The organism is Sphingomonas sp. ABOLE (genome assembly GCF_003950455.1).
Taxonomy (GTDB): domain Bacteria; phylum Pseudomonadota; class Alphaproteobacteria; order Sphingomonadales; family Sphingomonadaceae; genus Sphingomonas; species Sphingomonas trueperi.
Genome location: NZ_QQWY01000009.1, coordinates 1 through 12,236, shown reverse-complemented (window position 1 = coordinate 12,236; position 12,236 = coordinate 1). Strand labels below are relative to the sequence as shown.

10 protein-coding genes and 1 tRNA gene are annotated in these 12,236 nt (G+C 67.6%); 4 read left to right on the top strand and 7 right to left on the bottom strand.

Features of this window, described 5'->3' with window-relative positions; all coding sequences use genetic code 11:
• The first annotated feature begins 21 nt into the window (after positions 1–21).
• Entirely contained in the window at positions 22–879 is an 858-nt protein-coding gene (locus tag CA234_RS07390; RefSeq protein WP_126001277.1) for a glucose 1-dehydrogenase, read from the top strand.
• 17 nt (positions 880–896) lie between these two features.
• On the opposite strand, the gene CA234_RS07385 is transcribed toward CA234_RS07390, so the two are convergent.
• Together CA234_RS07385 and CA234_RS07380 are read right to left on the bottom strand one after the other, a co-directional pair.
• Positions 897–1,511 carry a YbhB/YbcL family Raf kinase inhibitor-like protein gene (locus CA234_RS07385; RefSeq protein ID WP_126001276.1) on the bottom strand — a complete coding sequence of 205 codons (615 nt, stop codon included), beginning with the start codon at positions 1,509–1,511 and terminating at the stop codon, positions 897–899.
• A gap of 56 nt (positions 1,512–1,567) precedes the next feature.
• Positions 1,568–2,239, bottom strand: a complete 672-nt coding sequence (locus CA234_RS07380) for a glutathione S-transferase family protein (protein ID WP_084583791.1) — start codon at positions 2,237–2,239, stop codon at positions 1,568–1,570.
• 99 nt (positions 2,240–2,338) lie between these two features.
• Here CA234_RS07380 and CA234_RS07375 point away from each other — a divergent pair, with 99 nt between their 5' ends.
• Both CA234_RS07375 and CA234_RS07370 read left to right on the top strand, forming a co-directional pair.
• Complete coding sequence (locus tag CA234_RS07375; protein ID WP_125975802.1) at positions 2,339–2,584, top strand: type II toxin-antitoxin system VapB family antitoxin; 246 nt, start codon at positions 2,339–2,341, stop codon at positions 2,582–2,584.
• Positions 2,581–2,976, top strand: coding sequence for a type II toxin-antitoxin system VapC family toxin (locus CA234_RS07370; protein WP_126001275.1), 396 nt, complete (start codon positions 2,581–2,583; stop codon positions 2,974–2,976). Before CA234_RS07375 ends, CA234_RS07370 begins: the two co-directional genes overlap by 4 nt.
• A 144-nt stretch (positions 2,977–3,120) precedes the next feature.
• Here the strand turns inward: CA234_RS07370 and gltB are convergent, their stop codons facing one another.
• The 5 genes from gltB to CA234_RS07345 form a co-directional block, all read right to left on the bottom strand.
• Positions 3,121–7,641: a glutamate synthase large subunit gene (gltB, locus tag CA234_RS07365; RefSeq protein ID WP_126001274.1), complete on the bottom strand. Its 4,521-nt coding sequence runs from the start codon at positions 7,639–7,641 to the stop codon at positions 3,121–3,123.
• A 47-nt stretch (positions 7,642–7,688) separates the two neighbouring features.
• Positions 7,689–8,417, bottom strand: coding sequence for a DUF2059 domain-containing protein (locus tag CA234_RS07360; protein WP_126001273.1), 729 nt, complete (start codon positions 8,415–8,417; stop codon positions 7,689–7,691).
• Positions 8,414–9,874, bottom strand: coding sequence for an NAD(P)-dependent oxidoreductase (locus CA234_RS07355; protein ID WP_126001272.1), 1,461 nt, complete (start codon positions 9,872–9,874; stop codon positions 8,414–8,416). Before CA234_RS07355 ends, CA234_RS07360 begins: the two co-directional genes overlap by 4 nt.
• 123 nt (positions 9,875–9,997) lie before the next feature.
• Positions 9,998–10,804: an undecaprenyl-diphosphate phosphatase gene (locus tag CA234_RS07350; RefSeq protein ID WP_125975792.1), complete on the bottom strand. Its 807-nt coding sequence runs from the start codon at positions 10,802–10,804 to the stop codon at positions 9,998–10,000.
• A gap of 66 nt (positions 10,805–10,870) precedes the next feature.
• Positions 10,871–11,806 carry a complex I NDUFA9 subunit family protein gene (locus CA234_RS07345; RefSeq protein WP_125975790.1) on the bottom strand — a complete coding sequence of 312 codons (936 nt, stop codon included), beginning with the start codon at positions 11,804–11,806 and terminating at the stop codon, positions 10,871–10,873.
• A gap of 143 nt (positions 11,807–11,949) precedes the next feature.
• Here CA234_RS07345 and CA234_RS07340 point away from each other — a divergent pair.
• A tRNA-Leu gene (locus tag CA234_RS07340) sits at positions 11,950–12,036 on the top strand.
• The last annotated feature ends 200 nt before the right edge of the window (positions 12,037–12,236 follow it).

Genomic DNA, 12,236 nt, shown 5'->3' with positions numbered 1-12,236 from the left:
AAGATCCAAGGAGCCGTGCCGATGTCCGAAGACCATGTAATCGACCGAGTCCGCGAGGATGCGCTCCCCGGCGAGGAGCGCACGCTTGATCCCAAGCCCGAGTGGCAGCCGCGCTATCGCGGATCGGATCGGCTGAAGGACAAGGTGGCCATCGTCACCGGCGCCGACAGCGGGATCGGCCGGGCGGTCGCCGCGCTCTACGCCCGCGAAGGCGCCGATGTCGCCATCGTCTATCTCAACGAACACCGGGATGCCGAGGACACCGCAGAAGCGGTCCGCGCCGAAGGCCGCCGCGCGATCACCATTGCGGGTGACGTGGGCGACAAGGCGTTCTGCGAGGACGCCGTGCAGAAGGTGATCGCCGAGTTCGGCCGCCTCGACATTCTCGTCAACAATGCCGGGGAGCAGCATCCCGACAAGGACATCGTCGACATCACCGAGCAGCAGCTCCGGCGGACTTTCCAGACCAACATCTTCGGGATGTTCTTCCTGGTCCAGGCCGCCTCGCCGCACCTCAAACGGGGCGCCGCGATCGTCAACTGCACCTCGGTGACGATGTATCAGGGCGAGCCCGAGCTGCTCGACTATAGCGCCACCAAGGGCGCGATCACTGCCTTCACCCGCAGCCTGTCGATGAACCTGATCGAGAAGGGCATCCGCGTGAACGCCGTCGCCCCGGGCCCGATCTGGACCCCGCTCAACCCGAGCGGCGGCGCGTCGCCCGAGAAGCTCGAACATTTCGGCGAGAGCGTGCCGATGGGCCGGCCGGGCCAGCCCAACGAAGTCGCCCCGGCCTTCCTGTTCCTCGCCTGCGAGGATTCGAGCTACATGTCCGGCCAGGTACTCCACCCGAACGGCGGCACGGTCGTCAACGGCTGAACGGCGCCGCGCCGGTCTCAGACCGGCGCGGTTTCGCCGACCAGCCCGGTGGGGGCTTCCTCACCGCGCGAATAGACGCCGGTGAGCAGCCCGGCGGCGAGCACATGCCCCGCCATCGCCTTGACCAGCGCGCTGCGGCCGGGATTGTCGCCGATCTCGCAGCCGCCGCCGAGCGCGAACAGCTGGAAGGCATAATGGTGCGGACCATGGCCGGTCGGCGGATCGGGCGGGAGCCAGCCCTCGCCGAGGAAGCTGTTGCGGCCGACATCCTTGCCCTCCGCATCGCCAGCCCCATCGGCGCGGATCGCGCCTTCCTTCAGGTCGCCCTCGACCGGCAGGCCCCAGATCACCGCATGGACCAGCGGCTGCGGCGCCGGCGCATCGGGATCCTCGACGATCAGCGCCAGGCACTCGGTGCCCTCGGGCACGCCGGTCCAGAACAGGGGCGGCGACACCCCCTCGCCGTCCGCGGTGAAGCGCTCGGGCAGGCGGCCGCCGTTCGCAAAGGCCGGGCTGGCAAGGTGGAGCACCTCGAAGCTGCCGAGTTCGGGCTGGACGATCGCCAGCTTGTTGGCGCCGGCGCGCAGCCCCTTCAGCGCGCTTCCCAGCCAGTGCGGTATATGTTCGAGCATCGCGGACTCTCTCCCGTTTGGCAGCCAAACGCGCCGGGCCCCGCGATTATCCCGCGTTACAGGTCCAGCTTCTCGTAATCGGCCGGCGGCGTGATTCCCTCCATCCGCTCGGCGAGCAGCTGGCGGAAGCTCGGGCGGCTCTTCATCCCGATATACCAGCGCTTGGCGAGCTCATGACTCTTCCAGTCGATTCCGCCCAGATAATCGGCGACCGAAATCTGCGCCGCCGCGGTAATGTCGGCAAGGCTCATCGTCGCACCGGCCAGCCAGGTGCGGTGATCGAGCAGGTAATCGATATAGTCGAGATGCCCGACCGCCGCCTTCATCGCGTCGCGCAGCACCTTGGCGTCGGGCGGCTGGCGATAGACGATCCGCTTGATCATCCGCTCGTGGAGCAGCGGCGCGGTGATGTCGCTGTAGAAATTGTTATCGAACCACACCACCAGCCGGCGGATCTCGGCGCGATCGACCGCCGAGCCGTTGAGCAGCGCGTTCTTGGTCACCGTCTCCTCGAAGAATTCGCAGATCACGGTCGAGTCGATCAGGGTCACGTGGCGCTCGGCATCGATCATCACCGGGGTCTGGCCGGTGGGATTGAGGTCGAGGAATTCGTCGCGCCGCTGCCACGGTGATTCGCGCACCGGCTCATAGGCGATGCCCTTCTCGCCCAGCAGGAGCCGGACCTTGCGCGAGAAGGGACAGAGCGGGAATTGAAGGAGCTGCCACATGGGGAAAGCCATAAGCAGCGGAAATGGGCCGGGGAAGACTCGTTGTAGCGCGGGCCGCATTTCTATATTTTGAGAAGCATTCTAGAACGGAGCCGCACCATGGCGCTCAGCATCAAGGACGAAGAGACCGACCGGCTGGTGCGCCGCTACGCGCGCGCCAAGGGGGTGAGCTATACGACGGCGATCCGCATGGCCGTGCGCGAGGCAATGGATCGCGACCGGACCAGCAAGGACAGCTTCACCGATCGGCTGAAGCGGGCCCAGGCAGTTGCAGCCGGTCAGCCGCGCAATGATCACAGCGCCGACGACATACTGGGATATGACGAGCACGGCCTGCCGCGGTGATCGCGATCGACACCTCGGCACTCGTCGCCCTGCTCTTCGGCGAGCCCGAAGCGGATCGCATCGCGGCGCTGCTGGACGAGACCGACACCGTGCTGATCGGCGCACCGACGGCACTGGAGTTTCGCATGGTGGTGCTCGGGCAATCGACCCGCGCGGCCGCAGACGCCGGCTCGGCGTTGATCGCCAAGCCGCCCTTCGTGATCGTGCCGTTCGGCGAGGATCACCTGCAGGTCGCCGCCGACGCGTTCGACCGTTTCGGCAAGGGACGTCATCCCGCCCGCCTGAACTATGGCGACTGCATGGCCTATGCGGTCGCCGCCCTTGCGGACTGCCCGCTGCTCTTCAAGGACGACGACTTCCGCCACACCGACGTGGCCGCCGCACTGGAATGAAGCCATCCCGTCAAACCCGTCATTCCGGCGAAAGCCGGAATCCATTGGGGCCTCCGTCTCGGCTCCTGCCGCGAGCGACCGGCGAATGGATCCCGGCTTTCGCCGGGATGACGGAGGTGGGGAACTCTCCCCACCTCCCCTCTTTCACTCCGCCGCCACCGCTTCGACGGTGTCGTTCAGCGGATGCGGCAGCCGGGTGAGCATTTCCTTCGGCACCACCTGCCAGAACTTGCCGATTTCGCGGTCCCAGTCCTCCAGCAGGCCTTTCGACCATTTGCTGTCGGTCTCCTCCGCATGGGCCTCGACCAGCGACCGGAGCTTGGCCTCCCAGTGGCTGGAGGCCAGCCGGTTCCAGGTGATGTTCTCCGGATTAGCGTGGCGCTCGAAACTGCCGTCGACATCATAAACGAACGCCATGCCGCCGGTCATGCCCGCGCCGAAGTTCATGCCGACGCGGCCGAGCACCACCGCGGTGCCGCCGGTCATATATTCGCAGCCGTTCGCGCCGCAGCCCTCGACCACCACGTCGGCGCCCGAGTTGCGCACCGCAAAACGCTCGCCCGCCTGGCCTGCCGCGAACAGCCGGCCCGAGGTGGCACCGTATAGTACGGTGTTGCCGATGATCGTGTTGTTCCACGACTCGATCGGCGAGCTGACCATCGGCCGCACCACGATGATGCCGCCCGACAGGCCCTTGCCGACATAGTCGTTGGCGTCGCCGAACACCTCGAGCGTGATGCCCTTGCAGAGAAACGCGCCGAGAGACTGGCCCGCGGAGCCGCGCAGCCGGACATGGACGTGCCCATCCTGCAGCGTCGACATGCCGAACTTGTTCGTGACCTCGGACGAGAGCCGCGTGCCCACCGCGCGGTGGGTGTTGCGCACCGAATAGGTGAGCTGCATCTTCTCGCCGCGCGCGAACACGGGTGCGGCATCCTTGATCATCTGCGCGTCGAGGCTGTCCGGCACGTCATTGCGGAAGGTGCTGAGGCTGAAGCGCCGCTCGGCATCGTCCGCGTCCACCTTGGCGAGGATCGGGTTGAGGTCGAGATCGTCGAGATGCTCGGCGCCGCGGCTGACCTGGCGGAGCAGCTCGGTGCGGCCGATCACGTCGTCCAGGCTCTTGCAGCCGAGCTTGGCGAGGATCTCGCGCACTTCCTCGGCAATGAAGGTCATCAGGTTGATGACCTTCTCCGGCGTGCCGACGAACTTGGCGCGCAGCTTCTCGTCCTGGGTACAGACGCCCACCGGACACGTGTTCGAATGGCACTGGCGGACCATGATGCAGCCCATCGCCACCAGGCTCAGCGTGCCGATGCCGAACTCCTCGGCGCCGAGGATCGCGGCGATGACGATGTCGCGCCCGGTCTTGAGCCCGCCATCGGTGCGCAGCTTGATGCGGCCGCGCAGGCCATTGAGCGTCAGCGTCTGGTTCACCTCGGACAGGCCCATTTCCCAGGGCGTGCCAGCGTATTTGATCGAGGTGAACGGCGAGGCGCCGGTGCCGCCATTGTGGCCGGCGACCAGGATCACGTCGGCATGGGCCTTGGCGACGCCCGCCGCGACGGTGCCGATGCCGGCCGAGCTGACCAGCTTGACGCACACCCGCGCGCGCGGATTGATCTGCTTCAGATCGTAGATCAGCTGCGCCAGATCCTCGATCGAATAGATGTCGTGGTGCGGCGGCGGCGAGATCAGCGTCACGCCCGGCGTCGCATGGCGCAGCTTGGCGATGAACTCGGTGACCTTGAAGCCGGGCAGCTGCCCGCCCTCGCCGGGCTTGGCGCCCTGCGCGACCTTGATCTCGATCTCGTCGCAGGCGTTGAGATATTCCGCGGTCACGCCGAACCGTCCCGAGGCGACCTGCTTGATCGAGGAGTTGGCGTTGTCGCCATTCTCGTAGGGCGTGTAGCGCGCCGAATCCTCGCCGCCTTCGCCCGAGACGGCGCGCGCGCCGATCCGGTTCATCGCGATCGCCAGCGTCTCGTGCGCCTCGGGGCTGAGCGCGCCCAAGGACATGCCGGGGGTGACGAAGCGCTTGCGGATCTCGGTGATCGCCTCGACCTGGTCGATCGGCACGCCGCTCTCGGGGAAGTTGAACTCGAGCAGGTCGCGCAAATACACCGGCGGCAGGTCCCGCACCCCGCGCGAGAAGGCGAGATAGCTCGAATAGCTGTCGTTCGAGACCGCGGTCTGCAGCTGGTGCATCAGCTGCGCCGAATAGGCATGCGCCTCGCCGCCCGCGCGCTGGCGGTAGAATCCGCCGACCGGCAGCGTCGCCACGCCCGCATCATAGGCCGCCTCGTGGCGCATCATCGCCGAGAGGTGGAGCGAGGCATAGCCTTCGCCCGAGATCTTGGCCGGCATGCCGGGGAACAGGTCGTTCACCAGCGCGCGGCTGAGGCCCACCGCTTCGAAATTATAGCCGCCGCGATAGGAGCTGATCACCGCGATACCCATCTTCGACAGGATCTTGAGCAGTCCCTCGTCGATCGCCTTGCGGTGGCGCTTCAGGCACTCGGCGAGGCTCAGCTCGCCGAACAGGCCGCGCGCGTGCCGATCGGCGATCGCGGCCTCGGCCAGATAGGCGTTCACCGTGGTCGCGCCGACGCCGATCAGCACCGCATAATAATGCGTGTCGAGGCACTCGGCGGTGCGGACGTTGACGCTGGCATAGGAGCGCAGCCCCCGGCGGACGAGGTGGGTGTGCACCGCCGCCGCCGCCAGCACGCCGGCGATCGCCGCCTTGTCGGGCCCGCTATGTTCGTCGGTGAGAAACAGTTCGGTGCAGCCGGCGCGGACGGCCTGCTCGGCCTCGTGGCGGATGCGCTTGATCGCGAGCTTGAGCGATTCGGGATCGCCATCGGCCGCGAAGGTGCAGTCGATTTCCGCCGCGCTCGACCCGAAATGCGCGCGCAACCGGTGCCAGTCGGCATTGGTGAGCACCGGGCTCTCCAGCACCAGCACCGGGCTGCCCGCGCCTTCGGTATCGAGGATGTTGGCGAGGTTGCCGAACCGCGTCTTGAGCGACATCACATAGCGCTCGCGCAACGGATCGATGGGCGGGTTGGTCACCTGGCTGAAATTCTGGCGGAAGAACTGGCTGATCAGCCGCGACTTGAACGAGATCACCGCGAGCGGCGTATCGTCGCCCATCGAGCCGATCGCTTCCTTGGCGGTCTCGACCATCGGCGCGAGGATCAGTTCCATGTCCTCGAGCGTCTGGCCGGCGGCGACCTGGCGGCGCGACAGCTCGGCGCGCTCATAATAGGTCTCGGCCGGCGCCGCGGGCAGGTCGTCGATCGACAGGAAGCCCTGCACCATCGAAGCGTAATCGGCCTCGCCGGCGATCTGGTCCTTGATCGCGCGGTCGTGGAGCAGCTTGCCCTCGTCGAGGTCCACCGCGATCATCTCGCCCGGCCCGAGCCGGCCCTTGGCGACGACGTTCGCCTCGGGCACCGGCACCATGCCGGTTTCCGACCCGACGATCAGCAGCCCGTCCGAGGTCTGGGTATAGCGCAAGGGGCGGAGCGCGTTGCGGTCCATGCCCGCCACCGCCCAGCGGCCGTCGGTCATCGCAAGTGCTGCGGGGCCGTCCCACGGCTCCATCACCGAGGCGAGATACTGGTACATCGCGGCGTGCGCCGGCGGCGTATCCTCGTCCTGCTGCCAGGCTTCGGGCACCAGCATCAGCTTGGCGGTGGGCGCGTCGCGGCCCGAGCGGCAGATCGCCTCGAACACCGCGTCGAGCGCGGCCGTGTCCGACGCGCCGGCCGGGATCACCGGCTTGATGTCCTCGCTCTGCTCGCCGAACGCGATGCTCGCCATCTTGATCTCGTGGCTGCGCATCCAGTTCTGGTTGCCGCGGATCGTGTTGATCTCGCCGTTATGCGCCAGGCAGCGGAACGGCTGCGCCAGCCACCATTGCGGGAAGGTGTTGGTGGAATAGCGCTGGTGGAAGATCGCGACGCGGCTCTCGAAGCGCGAATCCTTGAGGTCCGGGTAGAAGTCGGACAGCGATTCGGCGAGGAACAGGCCCTTGTAGATGATCGAGCGGCACGACAGCGAGCAGATGTAGAAGCCGCCCACCTGCGCCGCGATCACCCGCTTCTCGATGCGACGGCGGATCAGATAGAGCTGGCGCTCGAACTCGGCGGCGTCCATCGCGTCGGGCATCGGCCCGGCGATCATGATCTGCTCGATCTCGGGGCGCGTCGCCTGCGCCTTCATGCCGATCACCGAGACGTCGACCGGCACCTGGCGCCAGCCATAGATGGTGTAGCCCGCCTCGATGATCTCGCTCTCGACGATGGTGCGGCAGGTCTCCTGCGCGCCGAGGTCGGTGCGCGGCAGGAAGATCATGCCGACGGCGAGGCGGTTCGGCAGCACGCGGTGGCCGCTGCCGACGATCTGCTCGTCGAAGAAGCGCAAGGGGAGATCGACATGGATGCCGGCGCCGTCGCCGGTCTTGCCGTCGGCATCCACCGCCCCGCGGTGCCACACCGCCTTCAGCGCATCGATCGCCGACTGGACGACCCGGCGCGACACCTGACCGTCGGTCGCCGCAACCATGCCCACGCCGCAGGCATCGCCTTCATATTCGGGGCGGTACATGCCCTCACGGGCGAGGCGTTGGCGCTCGGCGGCCAGCTTGATGTCGTCCATTGTCTTCCTCGATCTTCCTTCGCGCGGGCCCCGTGGGCGCGCGGTGCTTACTTCTTGGCGGGCGGGGCGGACTTCGCGCCCAGCAGCTTCAGGATCTTCTCGCGCTCTTGCGGCGTCAGATCCTCGGCCTTGCGCGGCGGCGGGAGGTCCTTGGTGCCGGCTTGCGCCGCCTGCACCAGTGCCGGCATCTGCTTCATGATCTCCGGCATCGCCTCGGCCATGGTCTGCGCCATGTCCGGCCCCATCATCAGCTCCATCGAGCTGCGCGCATAATGGCTGCCCGCCGGCGTCGCGAAGAAGCGCTGGAGCGCCTGCAGCTCGGGCAGCGTATATTCGCGCGCATAGGCCCGGGCGAGCGCGACGCGCACCTTGGGCTCGAGCGTGGACATCAGCTTGCCCATCTCGCCCATCATCGACCGCATCATCCGCTGCTGGCGTTCCTGCCAATAGGGATCATAGATCTCCATCACCTCGCGCAGCGTCGTCTGGCCGAGCGCGGCAACCTCCGCCTCGCTCATCCCGCCCATCTGCGCGAAGTCGCGCATCTGAATCTCCGCGGCGGAGCCCACCATCGACTCCATCATGCGGTTGAAATTCCCGCCCAGCATCCGCTGGTACATGCCCTGCGGGATCAGCTTGTCCGCCAGCTCGCGCGCGACGGCGAGGCGCGCGGGATCGGGCGCGGCGGCGGCCGGTGCGGACGCCGCTGGGGGCTGGGTCTGCGCCAGCGCAGGGCTGGCGGCGGCGAGCAGCAGTGCGGTGGCGAGCGCCTTCATGCGACGCTCGCTTCGCGCTGTGCCGAGACCGGTGCCTTGGCCCGTGCCTTCATCCACGCATGCATATGCGCCGCGACGTCGCGACCATCCCGGATCGCCCACACCACCAGGCTCGCGCCGCGGACGATGTCGCCGGCGGCGAACACGCCGTCCATGCTCGTCATCATCGTCTTGCCGTCGGTGCGCAGCGTGCCCCAGCGGGTGACGCCCAGTTCCTCGGCGCCGAACAGCTTGGGCAGGTCTTCGGGCTCGAAGCCGAGCGCCTTGATGACGAGGTCGGCCGGCATCTGCAGCGCCCCGCCCGGATCGACCTCCGGTGCGCGGCGGCCCGAGGCGTCGGGCGCGCCGAGGCGCATCTTGGAGGCACGCACGCCGGTCACCTGCTCGGTGCCGTCGAACGCTTCCGGCGCGGAGAGCCAGACGAACTCGACGCCTTCCTCCTCGGCATTGGCGACTTCGCGCTGCGAGCCCGGCATGTTCGCCCGGTCGCGACGGTACAGGCACTTCACCGACGCCGCGCCCTGGCGGATCGCGGTGCGGACGCAGTCCATCGCGGTATCGCCGCCGCCGACGACCACGACATGCTTGCCGAGCGCGTTGAGGCTGCCATCGTCATAGGCTGGCACCGCGTCGCCGAAATTCTTGCGGTTCGACGCGGTGAGGTAATCGAGCGCGTCGACCACGCCCTTGGCGCCGACGCCCGGCGCCTTGATCGCGCGCGCCTTGTAAACGCCGGTGGCGACCAGGATCGAATCGTGGCGCTGGCGGAGTTCGCCCAGCGTCGCGTCGCGGCCGACCTCGAAATTGCGGTGGAAGACGATGCCCGCCTGCTCGAGCCGGTCGACGCGGCGCATCACCACGTCCTTCTCCAGCTTGAAGCCGGGGATGCCATAAGTGAGCAGCCCGCCCGAACGATCGTAGCGGTCGTAGACATGGACCTCATAGCCGTAGCCGCGCAGATATTCGGCGGCGGCGAGGCCCGCAGGTCCCGCGCCGATGATGCCGACCGACTGGCCGCGATCACGCCCGACCTGCACCGGCTCCACCCAGCCTTCGGCCCAGGCGGTGTCGGTGATGAACTTCTCGACCGAGCCGATCGTCACCGCGCCGTGGCCCGAGAATTCGATCACGCAATTGCCTTCGCACAGCCGGTCCTGCGGGCAGATGCGGCCGCAGATCTCGGGCATGGTCGAGGTGCTGTTGGATAGCTGGTACGCCTCCTGCAGCCGCCCCTCGGCCGTCAGGCGCAGCCAGTCCGGGATATGGTTGTGCAGCGGGCAGTGCACCGAACAATAGGGCACGCCGCACTGGCTGCAGCGGCCGGCCTGCGATTCCGCATCGGGCACCGCATAGCGCTCCGCGATCTCGCGAAAGTCTTCCGCACGCAGCTGGGCGGGGCGCTTGGCCGGATACGCCTGCGGGCGTCCGACGAATTTGAGCATGGGATCGTCAGCCATGCCGCCCCCCCTACAGGAGAGCGGCAGCGCAATAAAGACAGTAATACTTACCTATATGGGTTCAGAACCCGACTTTTCACCTTCCAAACACGAAAACCCACGTCGCAAAGGTCCGAAACGGCCTTATCGCATGGAAAGCCAAATCAGTGCGGCCGTTCCCGCAACAATGCGATAGAGCGCGAAGGGCGTGAAGCCATGCTTGCTCACGATGCCGACGAACCACTTGATCACCGCCAGCGCCACCACGAACGCGACGACGAAACCGACGCCGATCTCGCCCCAGCCGACGCCGCTGGTCGCCAGCATCTCCCGGTTCTTGAGCAGCTCAAGCGCGGTTGCGCCCAGCATCGTCGGGATGGCGAGGAAGAAGCTGAACTCCGCTGCCGTGCGCCGCTCGACGCCGAGCGACAGCGCGCCCATGATCGTCGCGCCCGAGCGACTGATGCCCGGCACCATCGCCAGGCACTGGACGAAGCCGATGCCGATCACGCGCACCATCGGGATCTCGGCGATGCCGTGGATCGTCGCCGACTTGACCAGCCGCTCGATGACGAGAATCGCGACGCCGCCGACGATCAGCGCCCAGGCCACCACCTTGGGCGCGCCGAGCAGCGCCTCGATATGCTTGTGGAGCGCGAGGCCGATCACCGCGGCGGGGATGAAGGCGATCAGCAGGTTGCGTACGAAGCGCAACGACACCGGGTTGAGCTTGAGCAGCCCGTCCAGCACCGCCCAGAAGGTGCGCCAGTAGAGCACCACCACCGCCAGGATCGCGCCCAGCTGGATGACGACGTTGAACATCGCCCAGCGCGCCGAATCATAGCCCATCAGCTCGCTGGCGAGGATCAGGTGTCCGGTCGAGGAGACCGGCAGGAACTCGGTAACGCCTTCGACGATGCCGAGCAGGATCGCCACCAGCAGCGTGGTCATGGAAAGGCTCCTTGCAGGGTCGCGCCGGGCGACCCCTGCAAGGCGCCGCCCGGCAGGGGGAATGGATCAGGCGGTCGCGCGGAAGCGGCTGAAGCGGCCCGCCTGGCGGAAGCGCACCAGCCAGCTCGGCGCCACCGTCGCCATCGGCGTGGGCGTAACGCCCAGCGCGGCGAGGCCCTCGGCACCCGCCGGCACGACATTGTCGGCCTGCAGCATCGCGAACTGGTCGCGGGTGATCGGCGTGCCGGGCAGCGCGGCGATCAGACCGCTAAGCGAATCGGGCAGTTCGACGAAATGCGGCTTGCGGCCGATCGCGCCGGCGATCCAGTGGAGCAGCGCCGACATGCTCAGCACGTCCGGGCCGCCCAGCGTATAGGTCTTGCCGCCATGCGTCGCCGGATCGGCGAGCGCCGCCGTCACCGCCTGCGCGACGTCGGCGACGAACACCGGCTGGAACCGGGTCTCGCCGCGCACGATCGGCACGATGTTCAGCGGCGCACCGGCGATCATGCCCGCAAAGCGGTTCACGAACGCATCCTCGCGGCCGAACACGATCGAGGGACGCAGAATGGTTGCACCCGGGAAGGCGGCGAGCACGGCCTGCTCGCCGGCCGCCTTGCTGCGGCCATAGGCGGAGGGCGAGCCGGCATCGGCACCGAGCGCCGAGATGTGCACCAGCGCGCCGGCACCCGCGGCCTTGGCCGCCTCGGCGACGTTGCGCGCACCCTGGACGTGGACCTTGTCGAAATCGCCCGCGAGGATGCCGACGAAGTTCACCACCGCGTCGCTGCCCTGCAGCGCACGGGCGAGCGTCTCGGGCTTGGTGATGTCGCCGACGACAAGCTGGGTCTGGCCCAGATTCCCCTGGGTCTTGATAAACCAGGCGTCGCGGGGCTTGCGCTCGACGACGCGGACGCGCGCGCCGGCGGCGAGCAGCTCCTGCGCCACGTAGCGGCCGAGGAAGCCCCCACCGCCGATCAGGGTTACCAGCCTGTCCTTCATCTTCCGCCTCTTGCCTCGCAAACGTGCGGCCCCAATGCCGTGCGGACGGCTAAACGGCAAGCGCGACGCGAAGTCCATTATTTTTCGCAAAAAGTGTTTGACACCCCCCGCAAACCTCCACTAGAGGCGCCGGCCTACCCCGTGCCCAGATGGCGGAATTGGTAGACGCACCAGCTTCAGGTGCTGGCGATCGCAAGGTCGTGGAGGTTCGAGTCCTCTTCTGGGCACCACTTCCCCCGATAGGGGCGAAGGCAAAGAATCTGGATCTACCAACGATGTAGCGCCGCAGTCTTTCGACTGACGGCGCTTCCTCGCGTCCGCTGTACAAGCGCAAGGCCCCCGCACGCTTGGCTGCCGGGGCCGAAGCAACGCTCAGCGGCTCGGCGAGGCGCTGGTCGCCGGGGGCGGCGGGGCTACCGCGCCTTGGGGC